Source organism: Actinophytocola glycyrrhizae (genome assembly GCF_042653545.1).
GTDB lineage: Bacteria > Actinomycetota > Actinomycetes > Mycobacteriales > Pseudonocardiaceae > Actinophytocola > Actinophytocola glycyrrhizae.
Map to the genome: position 1 here is coordinate 1,407,394 of NZ_JBHSIS010000002.1, position 19,598 is coordinate 1,426,991.

Here is a 19,598-nt window from a genome sequence, read left to right on the forward strand (position 1 = left end):
CTTCGCGGCCACGGGAAGGCGAGGTGACAACTGGTCAGAATGGTCGAAAACCTGACACCTGCTGGCGTCAACGTTGTGGGCACGTCAAACCACCTGACACAATCTGACAGTCCCTGACAAAAGCGGGACCGTCGGGGGGTGGCGCGTGGCCCACAGCAGACCAGTGCCCGCCCCGACCCCCTTGCGCGCACTGGTCGACGCACTACGCGACCTTCACAGCCGCGCGGGCCTGCCCAGCCGCCGCAAGATCAGCCACGACATCCGCCAGCGCCACGACCTGCGCGACACCGTGAGCCACGAGACTGTCAGCACCATGCTTCGCGGCGACAGCAGGCCGACTTGGCTCAAGTACGAGACGGTCGTCCGCTACCTCGCCGACTATGCCGTGTACCAACCGGACGAGGACGTCCCCGACCACAACGCGCTCGTCGCCCGCTTCCACCACCTCTGGCTGGCTTGCGAGAACACGGCGGAGCCCGCCGTCCCGGCGCCACCGCCCCCGGAACCGGTCAGGACCATCGACAGGGTAGGAGGCGATCCTCCACCGAGGAACCCGAAGTTCGTCGGCAGGGAGCACCAACTCCGCGCCCTCCACGAGATCCTCCGCACCGGCGCCCCGATGCTCGCCCTGACCGGCATCGGCGGCGTGGGCAAAACACAGCTGGCGACCGAGTACATCTACCGCTTCCGCGACGAGTACGACCTCATCTGGTGGGTGCCCGCCGAACACACCCCACCCCTGCGCGCTTCCCTGGCGACCCTGGGCACCCGCCTGAACCTCCCCCGCAGCGGCACGATGCAGCAGCCCTCGGCACAGGTGCTCGAAGAACTGAAGAAGAGCACCCTGCTGTGGCTACTGGTCTTCGACAACGCCCGCTCGCCGGCACATCAGCCCCTGATCCGCCCGGTGGCCACGGGAAAGATTCTGGTCACCTCCCGAGACCCCGACTGGCGCGACGTGGGTCCGACCCTGGACATCGGCGTGTTCGAACGCCACGAGAGCGTCAAGCTGCTCCGGACACGTGCGGTGACCATCGAACCGAGGGACGCCGACACCGTGGCGGAGAAGGTCGGCGACCTCCCGCTGGCGGTCGACCAGGTGGCGAACTGGCATGTCGCCACCGGCACGCCGATGAGCAGCCTGCTGACTCGCCTGGACGATGTCCTCACCGACCCCGGGGCGACGGCGGCCGGGTACCCAGCTCCGCTGGCAGGTGCCCTGTACGTCGCGTTCGAACAGTTGACGGCCGCAGCGGCGCAGCTACTGGAGCTCTTCGCCTGGCTCGGCGCGGAACCCGTGTGGTTGGCGCTGCTGCGACGGGGCAGGCAGGGCACGGTGACCGAGCCACTGCGCTCGGCTCTGCGTCAGGAGCCGGACATCAACGCGGCGGTGCGGGAGCTGCGCAGGCATGGGCTCGTCACCCTGCTCAAGGTCCCTGGCGAACGACTGCAGATGCACCGGGTCTTCCAGAGCGTGCTCCGCGACTGGCTGTCACCGGACCGGCTGGCCCGCGGCCGGGACAACCTGCGTGCCATCCTCGCCGCGGCGAATCCCGGCGAGCCGGACAATCCGGACTTCTGGCCGCACTACAACGAGGTCGGTCCGCACATCCACCGCGCTGACCTCGCGGCCGCGAGCGACTTCGAGGTGCGGCGTGTCGTGCTCGACCAGGCCCGATTCCTCAACAAGGTCGGTCACTACGAGGAAAGCGAGGCCCTATCGGCACAGCTCGTCACCGAGGGTGGTGAGCAGGACTCCGTCGTGGACCACCAGTTCACCGTGCAGGCCACCCGCCATCTGGCCAACGCCTCGCGGAACCTGGGGAAGTACGAGGAGGCCGCCCGGCTGACCCGCGACGCGCTCGACTACATGAGCCGCCATCCCGTCTTCGGCAAGGACCACGAGTACCGCACCGAGCTGCTGGGCATGCTCGCCCTCGACCTGCGCATCGCCGGGCAGTACGAGAAGGCGCTCGCCGTCGACACAGGCAATCTCGACCAGGTCGATCCGGACGACCGGGAGAGCGGGCTCGTCAACCGCAACAACATCGCCGTCAACTACCGGTTGCTCGGACGGTCCGCGGAGGCCTACCGGATCGACAGCGACCTGGTCCGGGAGTGGGAGAAGGACCAGCGGCGCGACCACCCCCGTGCCTTGCTCGCCCGCTGCAACCTCGCGCGCGACCTGTACGGCCTCGGCCGGTACCGCGAGGCGGCGACACTGCTCGCCGACACCCTGCCGGTCTACCGCGGCGTCGTCGGCGATATGCATCCCGGCGCGCTGCTCGTCACCAGGATCCAGGTGATGGTGCTGCGCAAGCTGGGTCACATCGGTGACGCGGTGCGCTTGGCCCGAAAGAACCAGCACGACGTCGAGCTGTGGTTCGGCAAGCACCACGAGAACACGCTCAACATCGGTTTGTCGCTGGTCAACGCGTTGCTGGCGGACGGGGACCTCGGCAACGCGACGCTCACGTCGAACACCGTGCAGGACGACTGCGCGCGCGTCTTCGGTGATGACCACCCGACCACGCTCGCGATGCTCGTGAACTCCGCCGCCGTGCTCCGTGCGCTGGGTGGAGACATGTCCGAGGCACGCAGACGCGACGAGCGGGCCGCTACAGAGCTCAGCCGCGCGCTCGGTGCAGACCACCCGTACGCGCTGTGCGCCCGGCACAACCTCGCTGTTGACCTGGCCATGCTCGGGTTCGAGGGCCGGGCTCTCGACGAGTTCAAGGCCGTGCTGGACCTGTCCGTCCGACACCGGCCCACCACACATCCCGACCACCTCGCGACCGAGATCGACCTGGCGCTGGCCAGGATCGCGATCGGCGGGCCGGCCGCGGGTCTGCCCGCGCTCACCACCGCGACCGCCGCACTCGAGGCGGAACTGGGCGCAGACCACCCGAACGTGGTTGCCGCGAAGGAGAAGCGCTGGCTTGAGTGCGACATCGAGCCGCCGGCGACCTGATGGCGCGAGATCATCCATTTGTGGTCACGGGGTGTGGCAAACGCGATCCCGCGACGTATCGTCTAGGTGAACGACTCGTTCGGCGTCATACGAAGGGGGCCCGGTGGACGACATCTCCATCGATCTGGGGACCGATCTCGCCGACCTGTCCGACGTGCTGCTGGAGGACCTCCGCACCGCCGACGACACCCCGCTGGCCCACTCCATCCGCAGAGTTCTCGCGGAGAGCGCGGACGACACCGCATCCGTAGTCGCCGGCCATGAGACCCACATCTGAGCCGATCGTGGTCCCGATCACCGAATACGTGGTTAAGGTGGCCAGTCGCTGCAACCTTGCCTGCGACTACTGCTACGTCTACGAGATGGCCGACCAGAGCTGGCGTACCCGTCCCCACTTCCCTGCCGGGGAAACCGTGGCCGCAACGGCACAACGGATCGGCGAGCACATGCGGACGCACGGACTCGACACCGTCTCCGTAGCGTTGCACGGTGGTGAGCCACTGCTCGCAGGTCCGGAACGGGTCGCGGGCGTGGTGACTGCCATCCGGCAGGCGTGCCCTGGTGGTTCGACCATTGACGCACGGGTTCAGACCAATGGCGTGCTGCTCGACGAGCCGATGCTGACCGTCCTCCGGGCACATGGGATCCGAGTCGGCGTGAGCGTCGACGGCAACCGCGCCCACCACGACCGGCACCGCCGCGACCACGCCGGGCAGGGCAGCTGGGACGGCACGGCACGCGCGCTGCGGCTTCTGCGGGACAACCCCGACCTGTACTCCGGGCTGCTGTGCGTCATCGACCTCGCGAACGATCCCGTCGAGGTGTACGAGGCGTTGCTGGAGTTCGCACCCCCCGTCGTCGACTTCCTGCTGCCACAAGCCAGCTGGCCTGCGCCGCCACCACGCCACGGCGAACCGGCGCCGTACGCCGACTGGCTGACCGCGGTGTTCGACCGCTGGTACGACGCCCCGCTGCGGGAGACCGGTGTCCGGTTGTTCGAGGAGATCATCCACCTGCTGCTTGGCAGGCAGAGCACATCGGACCAGGTCGGCCTGAGTCCGGTGGCGTACCTGGTCGTCGACACCGACGGCTCGTTCCAGCAGGCCGACATGCTCAAGTCGACCGCACACGGTCAACCGGAGACCGGGTTCACCGTGTTCGACCACACCGTCGACACAGTGCTCACCCATCCGGACATCCGCGCACGACAGGCCGGGATCGCGTCCCTGGCGGACGAATGCCGGCGGTGCGCGCTGGTGCGGGTCTGCGGTGGCGGCAACTACACCCACCGTTTCGGGGCGGACCGCGGCTTCAGCCATCCGTCTGTGTACTGTCCGGACCTCGCACGGCTGATCGAGCACGTCGCGGGCCGTGTCCGTTCGGACCTCGCGGTTCGGCTCGCTCGTTGAGTGGCTACCACCACCTCCCACCGTCCATCTTGGACTCGATGTGCGGCGGCGGCGACGAGCCGGAGCGAAAGCTCTGGCGTACGGCACATGTGAGCAAGCGGATGGCACAGCTGCGCGCGATCCTCGACATCGTCGACGACGACCTGGCGGCGAAGTCAGGCGTGCGAGACAGCTTCCGCATTCTGGCAGAGGTACAACGGCACGATCCGCGTATGGTCGCCGAACTGCTGAGCAGCCCGCAGACGGGTGCGTGGGCGGCAACCTGCCTGCGACTACTGACCTCCCGTGATCCGGATAGTCCTGTGTGGCTTCATCTCGCCCATCTCGGCTCAGTGGCGGCGATATCCGCACTGCGCGCTCGACAGCGCGTGCGGGTCATGGTGCCTGTGCACGCCGGGGCCGTTCACCTGCCCACATTCGGGCGCGCTTCTATTGCCACCGCGGAAAAGCTGGTGGAGTGCGACACCGATCTGGGCTTGTGGTTGAACGGTGCGGAACCCGCGGCGTGGGAATCGGTGCGCACTCTGCACAGCGTCGCCGGTGGCGTGCCGCTGGAAGTACAGCTCGACGACGTCGACCCGTATTGGTCGTCGTTCGGCATGCCCACCACCGGCCGGCTCACCAACGAGGAGGTGGCGGTCTGGAAGGACCAGATCGACGAGGCGTGGGCCATCCTGGGCGAACGCCACCCGCACCGGCTGCACACGCTGGCCGCCGCGCTGCGGTGCCTGGTGCCGGTCCGGCAGGATGGCCGGATCGGCGGTGTCAGCGCGAGTTCGGTGGACGCACCAGGCGCAGTCGCCCTCACGGAGCCGATGAGCCCTGTGCGGTTGGCGGCTACGCTGATCCACGAGTCGCAGCACTACCGGCTCGCCAGCCTCCATGATCTACGGCACCTGTACACGACGCCGCCGACCCAGCTGCGCTATTCCCCGTGGCGCAACGATCCCCGGCCGGTGTCCGGAGTCGTGCACGGGCTCATGGCGTTCGCCGGCGTGGCCGAATTCTGGTCGCGGGAACGCGTCGACCTGCCGACCGAGCTGGAGTACGCGCGGCACATACGGCAGCTGCGTGTCGCACACCGAGTGGCGTCCACCGCTTCTGACCTCACCGAACTCGGCAGGGCGCTCGTCGCCGCACTGGGCACCGCGATCGACGCGATGCCGGTCGACACCGGGCCTGAGGACGTCCGCCGCGTAGCTGACGATCTCGTCAGCGAGCACGAGGCGAGGTGGCGACTCCGCACCATCGTGCCCTCCCCGGAGAACGTCCGCGCCTTCGGCGAAGCCTGGCTAGCCGGCACCTCACTACCGATCAGTCACGCGACTCCCCCAGCGGCCTGTGCGCCGAGTGGGGACAACCCGGTGACAAGAGTCGCCATGGCGTTGCTGGAGGGCAAGTTCGAACGGCAAAAACTCGGCGATGTCCAGTTCGCCCAGCACTTTCCGGGCGCGGTCTCATACCACGTGCCGCTGGTCGCCGGCGACTACCAGGTAGCCCGCGACGACGCGCTGGCGTACATCGGCGCGGACACGGCAGATGACGCGGCGTGGGCCACGTTGTCCGTCGCATGCGGACGGTTGAGCGCCGAGCCGAACCGGTCCCCCGTCGTCCGAGTGCCGGAGCTGGTCCGTGCCGCGTTCGCCGTCATCGCACCGGACGGCGATCTCCGCCCGTTGCGGGCGTTGCTGGCTCGTTAGGACGCGGGCACCTCTACGTCGGACGCCACGCGGCGGTATGCATTGGCGTTCAACGTCTCCGGGTGATCGATCCCAAGCTTCTCGCGGAACAGCGGGAAGATCTCGCGCCGCAGGGCGGTTGCCTCGACCGGGTCGCCCGTGGCTTCAAGGTCCAACGCGTGGTTCGCCGCGCACGCCAGGGTGTTCGGGTGGTCCGCGCCCCGAACGTGGCGTGAGCGGTCGAGCAGCCGCTTGCTCAGCTCTCTGGCCTCCTGGTGCCTTCCGGCCAACGCCAGGCCGCTGGCCTTGGTGTTGACCGCGCACAGCGTGTGCGGGTGGTCCTCACCGAGGCTGGTCGTCAGCCCGTCGAGCGCGGGGTCGTTCAGCTCTTCGGCTTCCGGGAGCTGGTCGAGCGCCTGGAGCACGATCGCGACGTCCACCCGGCAGGCCAGCGTGAACGGGTGCAGCTCGCCGAACACCTCGCGGTAGATGGTGAGCGCCCGCTGGCCGAACCGCAGCGCACCGTCGTGGTCACCCGTCACCCGCAGCGTGTTGCTGAGGCTCATGAGCGCGGACAGCGTGTGCTCGTGGGAGCGGCCCAGGGTGCGGCGGCAGACGTCGTACAGGTCGCGTGCGTGCTGGAGCGCCTCGGCGTTGTGGCCGGCCTTGCGCAGCAGGATCGAATAGGTCCGCTTGGTCAGCAGCAGGTTCCGGTGGTTGTCCGGCATCTGCTGCTCCTGCAGCGGCAGCTTCTCCCGTCCCAGCTCCAGCCCGCGCCGGTACTCGCCGAGGCCGTAAAGGTCACGCATGAGGCAGCCGTAGGAGAACAGTGTGCTCATGTGGTCCTCGCCAAGGGCGCTCGCCTTGATGGCGATGGCTTCCTGGTCGAGCTCGGCGGCCTTGGCGAAGTCGCCGACCATGCGGTAGTCGACGGCGAGGTTGGTCAGGGCACGCAGGGTGTGCAGGTCGCTCTCGCCGAGCACCTCGCGGTGCCGCACCAGGTTCTGGGCGTCCAGAGCCAGCGCTTCCCGGAACTCACCGGCGACGCGCAGGTCGGCGGCCACACTGCCCGCTGTGACAAGGGCGTGCTCGTGGTCCTCGCCCAGTGTCTCGACCATCAGCTCCAGAGTCTCCTGGCTGAGCTGACGAGCCTCGGCGTAGTACCCGAGCGACCGCAACGAGATCGACAGGTGCCTGCTCGCGACGAGCGTCAGCTCGTCGCTCTCACCGCAGGCCGACCGCCAGACCTCGACCGCACTCTCCCCGACCTTGCGGCTTCCCGCGAAGTCACCGATGGCGAACAGATACCGGATCTGGTCGAGAACGACCTGCCGGACGGCTGGGTCAAGCGAGTACACCAGGCCGGCGGGCTCCACGTGCGGTGCGATCTGGGCGTGGGCCAGCCAGTTGTTGGGATTGTCCGGATCACCGGGGTTGGCGCCTGCCAGGACGGTGTGGGCGTGCAGTTGGACGGCCGGGCGTTCGCCTTCCGGGGTGGCGTCGCGGATCAGGGCTCGGACGAGGCTGTGGACACGGAGGAGGTCACGGCCGATGTCCAATTGGACGAGGGCGAAGCGGCCCAGGTCGCGGACCGCGCGGCGGACCTTGATGTCGTCGCCCAGGTCGATGTCCTGGTCGGCGGGTTGGGCGGCGCGGCCTCGGGTGAGCAGCGGCAGGGCGATGGGCTGGGCGGAGAGGAACGCGCAGAGCCGCAGGAGGTAGGCCGCGCCCGGGGAGATGTCACGAACGCTGTTGAACGCCAGGCTGAGCGTGGCGGCCACCGACTGGGGGTAGTTGGCCGGGTTGCCCTCGGCGAGGATCTGACTCGGGCTGTTCCGCAGGGCCCGCTGGTACTCAGCGAGGGGGATGCCTGTCTGTTCGTGCATGGCCGCGGCCTGTTCGAGCGCCAGCGGGAGATGGCCGAGGTCGGTGGCCAGCTCGAGTGCCTCGTCGTCGGTGAGGTCGTGCCAGCGGCTGCGGATCAGGCCGATGCTCTCCTCGGGGCTGAAGACGTCGACCTCGATGGCGTTCGACTCGCTGGCCCAGGTACGGCTACGCGAGGTGACGATGACGTGGCCGACGCCCGAGGGCAGGTACGGGCCGACGACGCCGGGCTCCGGGGCGTCGTCGTAGATGAGCAGCCAGCTCGTGTACGGGTCGCGGCGGCGCAGGACGTCGAGCACGTTGTCGACGGTGTCCTGGACGTCGGCGCTCTCCGGGAGGTGCAGGCGCTTGGCCAGCGACACGAGCGAGCGCCGCACCGAGCGTTCGTCGTTGGCCTGGACCCACCAGACGAGCTGGTAGTCGTTCTGGTAGCGGTAGGCGTACTCGACGGCCAGCTGACTCTTGCCGATCCCGCCGAGGCCATGCAGGGCCTGGGGCACGAGCGCGGACTGTGCGTGCTGACCCAGCGTGCGCTGCACCTGGACGAGGATGTCCTCGCGGCCGGTGAAATGCTTGTTGCGCGGCGGCACCCCGCCCCACACCTGCGGCGCGGACATAGTCACGGCCTGGCCTGGCCTCACACGGGTGCGGTTCACGGGGTCGTCCTCGTCGTCATCGGCCTCGGGCCCCGCTTCATCTTCAGACACGGGCGGAAGGGCTGGCGGGTTCAGTTCGGCGGGCCCGGATTCGTCAGCGCGCGCCGTGCCACGACACAGCTCCGGCGCGACATGGGCCAGGTCGAGCCGCGCGGCCAGCAGGTCGATCAGCCGATGGAGCTCAACCATGTCGTACTCGGGCAGCTCGTGCGCGACCCGTTCGAGGAACGTCAGCAGCGGGATCGACCTGGACGCGACCAGCAGGGTCGCGTAGACGTCCAGGGCGTTGCCGCCGAGGCGGCTGCCCTCGAAGACCTCATGCCGCAGCGCCCTCGCCACGACCTCGCCCGACACCGTGACGAGAAGCGACTGGATCCGTCGGTCCAGCTCGTGGTCGCCCGTCGCGGCGTTCGGCTGCCTGGGGAACAGCTCTTCGACCAGCTCACTCAACTGCTGCCACTGGAGGGCCTGCCCACCGACGAGCTTCAGGATCGTCACCAGGGTGCGCATCGCGCCTTCGATGCGCATGCACGTGCTGACCAGGGCCCAAGTGTCCGCGTTGGTGCCGGAGTGCCGCAGCGGGTCGAACTGGCTGCCGTACTCGTCCCGCAGCTCGTCGAGGACCAGCTGACGCTGGTGCGGGTCACGCAGCACGGGAACCGCGTTCAGCGCCTCCATGAGGCGCTCCTTGTCGGCGATGGTCAGTCCCGACCGGTGCCTGCCATCGGTTTCGTGTGGCACGGGCTCACCTCGGCACTGGAAAGACACCGACTGTGGCGTGTCGGTGGTACGCCCCGGTTCTGATGGCATCCTGCCGGGCGTCAGGTGTCATGTGACCCATGACTCACAGCATTCCACGACATAGCTCGTCGCTCCACTGGGCCGTCCGTTACACCTGGCCTGGCGGAAGGGATAGTCTGCCGATTCTTCACGCACCGCTGGAGGTGCGGTCGAGCCTGTCACGTTGATGGTCCCTCGTCGAATTTGCGACGAGAACTCGCTATGTGCTGCCGGGGCCGGGAACTGGTTCGACACCGTTAGGTCGTGCGGGTGTCACCCGCTACGGTGACGACGTCATCAGCCGACAGGGTGAGAACGTGCCGCCGTGGTTGCGTGCCTGTGACGACATCCGCGATCAGGGCTGGGGTGACCAGTGGGCGGGCCGCGTCGTGCAGGAGGACGACATCCACCTCGCCGTCGTGCGGGCCTATGACGTCGCTTTCGGCGCCGACGGGTACCTGGTCGACATGTACGGCTGGACCGTCACGCTGCTCGCCGACCATGAGCACAATCCGCCGAGCCTGACCCGTCACCTGCCCGCGCACGTTCCGGACGGCGCGAATTCGACTACCCCGCCGACCCGCTCATCGACGGGGAGACTGATCTCGACGAGCATGTACGAGACCTGCTGCACGTCGAAGCCTCGGCCCTTAAGAGCCTGTTCCTGAACTGATCTTGGTCGGCGTGTCAGGGTGCTGGAATGGAGGAACTCCTGGTAGAGCAGTCGGTGTCGAATCGCCGCTTTACCAGGAGTTCCGTTGTCATCGTGCCGTATCGAGGTTGCTGGTGTGGTCTCGGGGTCGGAGTGCTGCCGTCTGGGCCCGCTTCACGCTTCGTCGGGGGTGTCTCGTGTTCGCCGGTATCCCTCGGACACCACCGATGCGCAGTGGGCGCTGATCGATCCGTTGTTACCGGATCCGGCATGGTTGACCGGGCAGGGCGGACGACGGGAAGTGCACTGCCGGCGGGCGGTTGTCGACGCGATCTTCTATCTGGTGGACAACGGCATCAAGTGGCGAGCGTTGCCCGCGGACTTCCCGCCGTGGTCGACGGTCTACAACTACTTCGCCGCGTGGGAGAAAGCCGGGCTCACCCAGAACCTCCTCGACAGCCTGCGTGACCGCGTACGCCTGCGGGAAGGTCGCACCGCCGAACCCACGGCCGCGATCGCTGATTCCCAGTCGATCAAAGCCGCCGAAACCGTGGGACGAACCAGCCGTGGTTTCGACGCGGGCAAGAAGATCAACGGCCGCAAACGCCACATCGTCGTGGACACCCTTGGTCTGTTGTTATGCGTGCTGATCACCACAGCCTCGACACAAGACCGCGACGGCGCCCGCCCACTGCTCGACCAGCTGGCCGCCGCCTGCCGCCGCGTCCGGCTGGTCTGGGCCGACGGCGGCTACGCCGGCAAACTCCTCGGCTGGGCCAAAGTCACCCACAAGATCGTGGTGCAGATCGTCAAACGCACCGACGACGTCGTCGGTTTCCAAGTCCTGCCCCGACGCTGGGTCGTCGAACGCACACTCGCCTGGATCACCCGACACCGCCGCTGCGTCCGCGACTACGAACGACTACCCGAACACCACGCCGCCACGGTCCGCTGACCATGATCCGCATCACCAGCCGACGCCTCACGAAATAAGTTCAGGAACAGGCTCTCAGAAACAACCTGACGCCAAGACACCAAAGGAGTAACCGACCGAGACCAGGCCCACACGCAGAGTGGGCATCTCCAGCTGATAGGACCGACCAGCAACGTTATGTGACGATGAACACACGCATCGCGTTACCACGCATCTACTTCTCGCCCAGCAAAGCCTCCAAGGACGACGACTCCCACTCCGAGCCGAGGTCGACCTGGCGACACCCGACTTACGCCGAGTCGGCCCAATGGGGTCGGCGTCGGCTCACAAGGGCGGCAGGGCTTGCCAGAGTCTGTCCGCGATCGTGGAGGCAGCCGTGCACGCAGCCTTGCCCTGGCCAGCGGGGAGCCGCACAAGGATCGTCACGCTCTCCACGATCGCCATCTCGAAGGGAACGTGTTCGCCGCCGACCTCACACAGCGAGAACTCACCGAAATCGGCGTACTGCGTCGTCGCGGTGTAACGACCGTGCAGCGCGCCACCGGAATCGCCCACCGGGAGAGGTCCGATCTCGAACTCGAGGTCAAGCGTCGCCCGCGTGTCATGGTGCTCCCACCAGCAACTGTGACCGGCGACGAACTCCATCGGCTCGACGTCAGCACCGAGACCAGGCACCGCAGCAAGCAACTCCGGCCCGACGAGCGTGCACGCATCGAGCCCGCCGAGTGAACCTTCGGGCAGGGTGAGGCTTTCCGCGCGACCATCCAGAACCACCGAGACGACGTGGTCGGCAAGCGCGTCGCTCACCACGCACGGATCGGTGTTCCCCATGGACGTGTCGGCGACGGCGTTGACCCCCAACGCAAGACCGTCGGCGAACACGACGTCCCGCGCGCAGCCACCACGGATGTCGGGCCGTCCGTGGGCGATCGAGATCCCTGCTTCCTGCGCAGATTGGGTGGTCGTGGCGCGGTCACCCTGGTTCGGTGGCGTCGACCACGCCGGTGAAGACGGCGAACACGATGACGTTGTCGCGGTAGCTGTTCGCGGCCTTGTCGAACGAGCCGCCGCACGTGATCAGCCGCAGCTCCGGTTCCTTCGTGTCGCCGTACACCTGGCCGGCGGGAAACTCGGTCTTCGGGAACTGTTCGATGCGCTCGACCACGAACCGGGTGACCTGCTTGTCCTCGCGGCCGATCCGGATCTCGTCACCCGGCTTCAGCTCGTGCAGGCGCGCGAAGATGCCGTCATGGCCGCCGCCGTTGACGTGACCGAGCACGACCGAGGGGCCGGTCTGGCCCGGTGCCGGGCTGTGCTTGTACCACCCGGCCTGCATCGGCTGGTCCACAGGCGGGACCTCGACCGTCCGGTCGGCGTTGAGGCCGAGTGGTACCAGCGAGGAGTGGGCGCGGATGCCGGGCACGTCGATCCACACCGGGCGCGACCGCGGGAGCGAGCCTGACTCGTCGGCAGGCGGTGGCGGCGTCTTGGATCGCGGTGACGTGGACTGGGTCGGCTGTGGTGTCGGCTGCGCGGCGGTATCGGGTGCCGAGCAGCCGGCAAGGATGAGTACGACGAGGAGCAGGGAGGCCGCGAGTGTGCCGCGGCCTCCCCGGGTTCCCGTGGTGCGGAACCGCAATGTTGCTCCCCGGCCCTACTGTGCGCCAGCGCGTCGGCGGCGCAGCAGCAGCACGGCACCGCCGGCCGCGACGGCCACGACCGCCGTCGTGCCACCGGCCACGGCCAGGTCGATGCCCGTCTCCTCCGGCCCGCCGCCGGTCTCCGGCGCACCCTCCGGCCGCACGGACACCTGAGCGTCAGGTGGCGGCACGCTGACCGTCACCGGACCAGGATCGTCCGGCAGGGCCGACGGCGGTGCGGTGTCCGCCGGTGCCGCCGTCGGGTCCGCCGCCGACGGCTGCTCCGCCACTGGCGCGGGCTCCTGGTCGGCCAGCGCGGTCCCGGCGGTCAGCGGGAGTGCCACCGCCCACAGCACGGCTCCTGCGGCGCATGCTCGGCCCAGCTTCATGGATGTCCTTTCCTCAGCGAGGTGTCCGGCCGTTGCCGGACGACGATCAGTCTGGGGAGCGGTTTTCAAGATCCTGTGTGCCGAATATGAAGAACCTGTTCGGTTTTCGCCCGCGTCGGGCGGTCGCGAGATCCCGCGTGGGACAGCACGCATAATGCGGGGGTGTACGCACAGGTGCTGGTCGCAGAGGACGATCCGAAGCAGGCCGAACTGATCCGGCGCTACCTGGTGCACGACAACCACACGGTGACCGTCGTGCACGACGGTCGGGCCGCCATCGACGAGGCGCGGCGCAGGAAACCCGATCTCGTGGTCCTCGACGTGATGATGCCCAGGGTCGACGGGCTGGACGTGTGCCGCGTGCTGCGTGCCGAGTCGGACGTCCCGATCGTGTTGCTCACCGCGCGCACCACCGAGGACGACGTGCTGCTCGGCCTCGACCTCGGCGCGGACGACTACATCACCAAGCCCTACAGCCCGAGACAGCTCGCGGCGCGCGTGCGTGCGGTGCTGCGCCGGTCCCACCGGGCGGGCGGCCGCGCGCAGCCGGTGTTGTCTGCCGGTGATCTGGTGGTGGACCGGCAGCGGCACGAGGTCACGTTCGGCGGCGCCGCGCTGGACTGCACACCGGCGGAGTTCCGGTTGCTTGCGGTGCTGGTCGCCGAGCCCGGCCGCACGTTCAGCCGGGGCCAGCTGCTCAGCCAGGCGTTCGGCATGGACAGGTTCGTCACCGAGCGCACGGTCGACGTGCACGTGATGAACCTGCGCCGCAAACTCGAACCCGACCCGCGCAACCCGGTGCACCTGCTCACCGTGTACGGGGTCGGCTACAAACTGAGGGACATCGGCGCCGATGACCCGACGGCATAGCCTGCTCACGCGGCTGCTCGCGATGTCGGTGGTCGTGGCCGGTTGCTCGGTCGGCGCCTCGGCGTGGCTGGCCGCGCAGAGCACCAGCGGCGCGATCAACCAGGAGATCAGCGAGTCGCTGGCCACTGACGCGGAGATCTACGACCTGCTGCTCGGCCACGCCGCCACCCACGTGAACTGGTCGGGTGTGCGGGTGCTGGTGGACCGCGTCGCGAAGGAGACCGGACGGCACATCACGGTGACGACCCCCTCGCGGACGCCGATCGCCGACTCCGGCGGGGCACCGGAGTCGGCGCTGCCCCGGACGCCGTCGGCGGTGGTCGATCCGCTGTCGGTCGACCCGGTGCTCAAGCCGGACGCCGGGAAGTCGGGTATCGACGCGCGTGCCGTCGGCCCGTACCGCCTGACCACCGCCGAGCGCGACGGGCTGCGCCGCGCCGCGCAGGCGCAGCTGACCTGCCTGCGCGGCCTCGGCGGCGACGGGGTGATCGTCGAGAAGCCCAACGGCCGCCCCGTCGTGGACGAGGTGACCGGCGCTGCTGCGACACGACGACCGGAGTCGGCGGCGCCGGTCGACCGAGCGCCGCCGGTCGTGTTGTTGCCGTCGGAAGACCAGAGTTCACCGGTGCCCGGCCCGGTCAAGGTCGAGATCCCGCCGACGTCCGAACACGCCGACCTCTGTCCGGGACCGGCGGCGACGACCACGACCGAGACCGCGGCGAGCACCGAACTGCTGAAGCTGGTCAACGCGTGCCTCGACCGGCAGGGCAAGGCTCCGTTGCCCACGCGACCCGCCGAGCTGGTCTCGCCGGACGAGCTGCGCCCAGCGCCGGACGACCAGCGCTGCGTGGACTCCGCGCGCCGCGAACAGCTCGCGTCCCACGTATCGGCCCCCGCGTACCTGTACGTCGGCAAGCCGGGCGGGCAGGCCGACCGGTTCGATCTGTCCACAGTGGGCTATTCCAGGATCGCGTGGGCAGCGCTGGCCGTGCTCGTGTTGACGGTCGGCGTGACCGCGCTCGCCGCCACCCGCCTCACTCGGCCCATCCATGCGATCACCTCCGCGGCACGCAGGATGGGTGACGGCGAACGATCCACGCGCGTCGAAACCACTGCCCGCGGCGAGATCGGTGCGCTGGCGACGGCGTTCAACCGGATGTCCGAGCAGATCGAGACCGCCGAGCGGCAGCGCAGGACGATGGTCAGCGATGTCGCGCACGAGCTGCGGACCCCGCTGGTGAACATCCGCGGCTGGCTGGAGGCCGCGCAGGACGGGATGGCGAACCTGGAGCCCTCGCTGGTGGCCTCGCTGGTGGAGGAAACGGTGTTGCTGCAGCACATCATCGACGACCTGCAGGACCTCGCCCTCGCCGACGCGGGGAAGCTGCGGATGCACCCGGAACAGGTGTCCGTCAGGTCGATCCTGGCGCAGGTCGCCTCGGCCCACCAAGGCCACGCGACCGCGGCGGGCATCGTGCTGCGGATCACGATCGACGGCGATCCCGACCTGTCCGCCGACCCGACCCGGTTGCGCCAGGCGCTCGGCAACCTGGTGTCCAACGCCCTGCGTCACACCCAGGCCGGTGGCCAGGTGGCCCTGGCGGCCCGCCGCGGATCCGGTGACGAGGTGCTCATCGACGTCGCCGACACCGGCTCCGGGATCGACGCGGAGTCGCTCCCGCACATCTTCGACCGCTTCTGGCGCGCCGACCGGTCGAGGAGCCGCGCCTCCGGCGGCAGCGGCCTCGGCTTGGCGATCACCCATCACCTGGTCGCCGCGCACGGCGGTCGGATCGACGTCCGCAGCACGCCCGGCACCGGCACCACGTTCACCATCCACCTGCCCGCGAACCCGGCCTGACGTAGGCCGACCGGCCTGCCCGGGGAGTGGTGCCAGGCGTGCGCGACCCTGCGGAGGAAAGCGCCCGGTGGGTATCCGCGCTGGAACGCCTCCTGTCGATGAACGCCTCCTGCAACGGGGGGCAGGTCGTCACCTGGGGCGAGGCCTTCGCTCGTGGTGAACTCGATGCCGGCGTGGCGGACCGCCAACAGGCCCGAGGGGGCCAACACGTGCGACCGGCCCCCGGGCACGACGTCTCCGGGACGCTCTGGAGGTCACTGACGAACGTCCGCACATGCCGACGAGCGGTAGTCGCGTTCGCAAGCGAGGCAGTCATGTCCACCAACACCAAAACCCGCACGCTGCAAGCTGTCCCCGGCTCGGCCAAGCCGCGGACCGAAGCCGAGGAGAAGCTGTGGCAGGCACTGCGAAACACCCCCGATAGCACAGCCGCCGCGCTGTCGGCCGCCCGCTGGGATCGGTAGGTCCACCGCCCCCAAGATTCTCACCCGCTGGGAGCCGACGGTCTCTTCGTCCGGGCCACCGGGATCGCCGACGGTGGCTCCCGCGCCGCCGACCGCTAGTAGGACTTTGTTAGTTCGTCATGGTGGTTGTTGGTGGCAGGTGGGGCATCGTGTGCCGCTCGAAAGGTCATCGACGCATGTCACGCGGCGTATCTGTACTCGTTGACGAGGCCACCGAGGATGCGGGTGCGGAGCACTCTGCGGGCGTCGTGGTCGTGCGCGTCGGTGGGGCGCTGGCGGACGTCGGGTGGTAGCTGGTCGCGGGCCTGGTGGGGTCGGTGTCGGTTGTAGTGGTCTTCGAAGGTCCTGAGGACTTGTCGTGCGTGGGCTTCTCCCAGGATCTGGATGTGGTCGAGTAGTTCGTGTCGGATGGTGCCGATGACCCGTTCGCAGTGGGCGTTCATCCGCGGTGCCTGCGACGCGCTCTTGACCACACGGAGATCACCGGCCTGAAGAACGGCGTCGAACGCCTGGCCGTACTTGCCGTCGCGGTCACGGAGCACGAAGCGCAGGGACTCCATCCGGTGTCCGAGGTCGGCGGCGAGGTTCCTGGCCTGCTGCGTCGTCCATGCCTGAGTTGGGTGCGCGGTGACGCCGGCAACGTGCAGGCGCCTGGTGCCGTGTTCGAAGAACACCAATGCGTAGAGACGTTGGCCGAGTGCGGTGTCGATGTGGAGGAAGTCCGCCGCGATGATGCCCTGGGCTTGGGCGGTGAGGAACTCACGCCAGCTCGGCCCGGTACGGCGGGGCGCCGGGTCGATGCCCGCGTCATGCAGGATCTGCCAAACCGTCGAGCTGGCGCCCCTGTGGCCGAGCCAGGCCAGTTCGCCTTGGATCCGCCGGTGACCCCACCATGGGTTCTCCCTGGCGAGCCGCCACACGAACGATGTGATCGCAACTCGTGTCGGTGGACGTCCGGTGCGTCGACCCGCGGAGTAGTCCCACCTACCGGCCACGAATCCGCGATGCCAGGCGACCAGAGTGCCCGGCATCACCGGGAAGACCTCCCGCCACCGCCGACGATCCACCAACCCGGACAAGGCGGCAAACCAGAACCGATCCGCGGGCTCATAGCGGACCAGACCCGCCAATTGCCGACGTAGGACCACGTTCTCGTGCCGCGAGCAGTTCGGCATCCTGCGCTGCCTCGCGGCGCAGCAGCACCAACGGAACTGACAGCAACACCGGGTCACCTTGAACAGCAGAGACACGACCACCCAGCCACACTCCCAGGACAGCGTCGCCCTCGCCCTACCAGCGACGATGACTTTCGAGCGGCACAGGCGCCGACAAACATCAGATCGACAAGTTACGGGCCGTGCCGTCGGTGATGTGGATGGGAACGTCAGCATAGAACGCGATCGAGATCCCGCCGCCCACATAGCTGATCTCGATATCGCCCGATGCCAGAGCCTCGGTCTGGACGTGGAAGACATCGCCTTTCACCAGGATGTACTCCCTGCCCCAGGGCTCGAGGTAGACCGAGCACTGATCACCCTCGAGACAGGTCAACTTCAAGCTAGGCATCGTGGTGCGCACGCTGGACACTATCATCACCCGCCCAGTGCCTTGATGATGTCGCCGAGTTCCCGACCGTCGTCGCGCTCTGGACGTTCACCCCAGGAATTCGCGCAAACTCGGTAGCGCTGCGGGTACCGATGAGCGCCTTGGCACCTTGAGCGCCAGTACCCCAGATCTGGTTTCCCAACAGGGCAATCCACTCCGACCTCGACGCTGTGATCACCTGCACCACAACAAACATGATCAACTACTGGTCAAGCAACCCGACACCCGGGTTACGTGACAGCCCTAAGTCAAACGCGGCAGCGGAAGTATCTCACCGCCCACACGTCTAAACGAGGCCAGCCGCCCCAAGTAACGAACGTCCGCACTGCCTCGCCTCGGTAACGTGGCCGGGGCCAGGCTACTTCAGTTTGAGATAGCCGGTAGTGGTGTCGTGCTCGACGACTGCCTCGACGTCACCTGTCTGGTAATCGAGCATGAACCGCACGTCATAGACGGTTGCCCCCCGCACGACCTCCTCGTCGTTGACGAACACGAGAAGCATTCCCTCTGTAAGGAAGTGGTCGGACATGTCGATTGAGTGGCCTACTCGTTCCTCAACGTAATCACGTACTACGGATTCCATGTCGAAGATATGAACAGTTGACCAGTCGCCCGCCACGAGGTCATGCAGGCGTTGCTGCTCACCACCCTCCTGGATGGACATCAACTGCTGCTCGAGTACGGAGTCCCTCTCCACCGAGGGCTCGTTCGGGGCGCAGGCGAGAACAGACCCCAGACCGATAACAACCGTCGTCGCCATTGTGGCTAAGCGCACATACGTACGCCCGAATCTACCTGTAGCCATACCCACCCTCGTAGTACTGCCCATCTACGTTGACATCGAACGGCGCCATCCTGTCCCAGTCGACCGCCATCGGTTGGTCGATGGAATGTCGCCATCGCCTCGACCTCGACGTCAGTGAGGGGCTGATCAGCGTCTAACCAGGGTAACGGCTTGGGTGAGTTCGAATCTCCACACGTTCCTCGCAAGCTCCCGGCGGTCCATAGCGTTTGACTAGGCAAGCACTCTGCCCGTAGGACTGTCCGACTAGGACATCGATGATCGCCCCGGCCAGTTGGTTGGCGTCCGCGCCGTAGGGGTAAATAACAACGTCTCCGCTGTGGAGATCCACTCGTGTCCGTCGAGCTCACCCGCGCCTATCTGGCCGATGGCATCGATGAGGACGTCTTCGAGGTCCGCAACGTCGGCTAGGTCGGTCGGCTCGAGCGAACCGGACAGGTGCACGAGGACGGCGTGCTCGCTCACCGGGTACCGCCGTAGGCTTGCACTCGCGGGTCATACAGGGTGCCCCCGTTGAGCAGGTGGGTCAACGCCTTCTCGACTGCCCCCGATCCGGATACTCCGGTTTTTGGCAAGCGCAAGCATTCCTCGACCGTAATTTGCTCCCGCGTCGCATATTCGGTCAGATTGTCATCTTTGTATGTGACCTTCCACGCCAGCCTGCCAGGCCCTTCGATGTAACCAAAAACCGGCACCGGCCAGTTATCCGGCTCCCATTCCTCATGGCCGCCTATAACAGACCACTTGCCATCGGCCAATCCTGGATCTCCATAGTTGCAGGTGTGAATCGCATCCGAGGGGCGGAGGGACGACGCCAACTCGACAACCTCGGGCACCACCAGTCGCCGAGGTCCGAAGAAGTAACTGGTGACACCGCCGGCACCGTCAGCCTGCGCGACGATGCCGACTACGTACCCCTCGTCCCTCAGCGGCACGGCCACCCAATCACCACGTCGATACGGCAACGACGACCGTGAGCGCTTCGCCATCATCCAACTCCAA

General features: G+C 67.7%; 18 protein-coding genes. 9 read left to right on the plus strand and 9 right to left on the minus strand.

Annotation, left to right across the window (positions count from 1 at the left end):
* Window positions 1-163: 163 nt before the first annotated feature.
* From fxsT (ACFPCV_RS05735) to ACFPCV_RS05750, 4 genes are all read left to right on the plus strand, one after another.
* Window positions 164-2,971: an FxSxx-COOH system tetratricopeptide repeat protein gene (gene fxsT / locus ACFPCV_RS05735; protein WP_378054943.1), complete on the plus strand. Its 2,808-nt coding sequence runs from the start codon at window positions 164-166 to the stop codon at window positions 2,969-2,971.
* Between the two features lie 103 nt (window positions 2,972-3,074).
* Window positions 3,075-3,248 carry a hypothetical protein gene (locus ACFPCV_RS05740; protein WP_378054944.1) on the plus strand — a complete coding sequence of 58 codons (174 nt, stop codon included), beginning with the start codon at window positions 3,075-3,077 and terminating at the stop codon, window positions 3,246-3,248.
* Complete coding sequence (locus tag ACFPCV_RS05745) at window positions 3,232-4,380, plus strand: FxsB family cyclophane-forming radical SAM/SPASM peptide maturase (protein ID WP_378054945.1); 1,149 nt, start codon at window positions 3,232-3,234, stop codon at window positions 4,378-4,380. The genes ACFPCV_RS05740 and ACFPCV_RS05745 overlap by 17 nt, the downstream gene beginning before the upstream one ends.
* Window positions 4,381-4,481: 101 nt before the next feature.
* Window positions 4,482-6,080: an HEXXH motif domain-containing protein gene (locus ACFPCV_RS05750; RefSeq protein ID WP_378054946.1), complete on the plus strand. Its 1,599-nt coding sequence runs from the start codon at window positions 4,482-4,484 to the stop codon at window positions 6,078-6,080.
* Here the strand turns inward: ACFPCV_RS05750 and fxsT (ACFPCV_RS05755) are convergent.
* Window positions 6,077-9,340, minus strand: coding sequence for an FxSxx-COOH system tetratricopeptide repeat protein (fxsT, locus tag ACFPCV_RS05755; RefSeq protein WP_378054947.1), 3,264 nt, complete (start codon window positions 9,338-9,340; stop codon window positions 6,077-6,079). The genes ACFPCV_RS05750 and fxsT (ACFPCV_RS05755) overlap by 4 nt on opposite strands.
* Window positions 9,341-9,696: 356 nt before the next feature.
* Here fxsT (ACFPCV_RS05755) and ACFPCV_RS05760 point away from each other — a divergent pair, with 356 nt between their 5' ends.
* On the plus strand, window positions 9,697-10,047 hold the full coding sequence (locus ACFPCV_RS05760) for a hypothetical protein (RefSeq protein WP_378054948.1): 351 nt from the start codon (window positions 9,697-9,699) through the stop codon (window positions 10,045-10,047).
* Between the two features lie 174 nt (window positions 10,048-10,221).
* Window positions 10,222-11,024, plus strand: a protein-coding gene (locus tag ACFPCV_RS05765) for an IS5 family transposase (protein ID WP_378055031.1) whose coding sequence is annotated in 2 segments (ribosomal slippage) — window positions 10,222-10,981 and window positions 10,981-11,024 — 804 coding nt in all. Because the reading frame shifts where the segments join, the coding sequence is not laid out codon by codon here.
* A 265-nt stretch (window positions 11,025-11,289) separates the two neighbouring features.
* Here the strand turns inward: ACFPCV_RS05765 and ACFPCV_RS05770 are convergent.
* From ACFPCV_RS05770 to ACFPCV_RS05780, 3 genes are all read right to left on the minus strand, one after another.
* Complete coding sequence (locus tag ACFPCV_RS05770) at window positions 11,290-11,847, minus strand: hypothetical protein (protein ID WP_378054949.1); 558 nt, start codon at window positions 11,845-11,847, stop codon at window positions 11,290-11,292.
* A 91-nt stretch (window positions 11,848-11,938) separates the two neighbouring features.
* Window positions 11,939-12,604, minus strand: a complete 666-nt coding sequence (locus tag ACFPCV_RS05775) for a class F sortase (RefSeq protein WP_378054950.1) — start codon at window positions 12,602-12,604, stop codon at window positions 11,939-11,941.
* A 15-nt stretch (window positions 12,605-12,619) separates the two neighbouring features.
* Window positions 12,620-12,994: a hypothetical protein gene (locus ACFPCV_RS05780; RefSeq protein ID WP_378054951.1), complete on the minus strand. Its 375-nt coding sequence runs from the start codon at window positions 12,992-12,994 to the stop codon at window positions 12,620-12,622.
* Between the two features lie 162 nt (window positions 12,995-13,156).
* On the opposite strand from ACFPCV_RS05780, the gene ACFPCV_RS05785 reads away from it, so the two are divergent.
* From ACFPCV_RS05785 to ACFPCV_RS05795, 3 genes are all read left to right on the plus strand, one after another.
* Window positions 13,157-13,864 (plus strand): response regulator transcription factor, encoded by a 708-nt coding sequence (locus tag ACFPCV_RS05785; protein ID WP_378054952.1) that lies wholly within the window; start codon window positions 13,157-13,159, stop codon window positions 13,862-13,864.
* Window positions 13,848-15,725, plus strand: coding sequence for a sensor histidine kinase (locus tag ACFPCV_RS05790; protein ID WP_378054953.1), 1,878 nt, complete (start codon window positions 13,848-13,850; stop codon window positions 15,723-15,725). Before ACFPCV_RS05785 ends, ACFPCV_RS05790 begins: the two co-directional genes overlap by 17 nt.
* Window positions 15,726-16,039: 314 nt before the next feature.
* On the plus strand, window positions 16,040-16,189 hold the full coding sequence (locus tag ACFPCV_RS05795; RefSeq protein ID WP_378054954.1) for a hypothetical protein: 150 nt from the start codon (window positions 16,040-16,042) through the stop codon (window positions 16,187-16,189).
* A 179-nt stretch (window positions 16,190-16,368) separates the two neighbouring features.
* On the opposite strand, the gene ACFPCV_RS05800 is transcribed toward ACFPCV_RS05795, so the two are convergent.
* From ACFPCV_RS05800 to ACFPCV_RS05820, 5 genes are all read right to left on the minus strand, one after another.
* The gene (locus tag ACFPCV_RS05800; protein ID WP_378054955.1) at window positions 16,369-17,109 is read right to left on the minus strand and encodes an integrase core domain-containing protein; all 741 of its coding nucleotides are present in this window, start codon (window positions 17,107-17,109) and stop codon (window positions 16,369-16,371) included.
* 415 nt (window positions 17,110-17,524) lie between these two features.
* Entirely contained in the window at window positions 17,525-17,767 is a 243-nt protein-coding gene (locus ACFPCV_RS05805; RefSeq protein WP_378054956.1) for a hypothetical protein, read from the minus strand.
* Between the two features lie 385 nt (window positions 17,768-18,152).
* Complete coding sequence (locus ACFPCV_RS05810; protein WP_378054957.1) at window positions 18,153-18,554, minus strand: hypothetical protein; 402 nt, start codon at window positions 18,552-18,554, stop codon at window positions 18,153-18,155.
* A gap of 288 nt (window positions 18,555-18,842) precedes the next feature.
* Window positions 18,843-19,061: a hypothetical protein gene (locus ACFPCV_RS05815; protein ID WP_378054958.1), complete on the minus strand. Its 219-nt coding sequence runs from the start codon at window positions 19,059-19,061 to the stop codon at window positions 18,843-18,845.
* Window positions 19,058-19,537, minus strand: coding sequence for an Imm26 family immunity protein (locus ACFPCV_RS05820; protein WP_378054959.1), 480 nt, complete (start codon window positions 19,535-19,537; stop codon window positions 19,058-19,060). Before ACFPCV_RS05820 ends, ACFPCV_RS05815 begins: the two co-directional genes overlap by 4 nt.
* Between the last annotated feature and the right edge of the window lie 61 nt (window positions 19,538-19,598).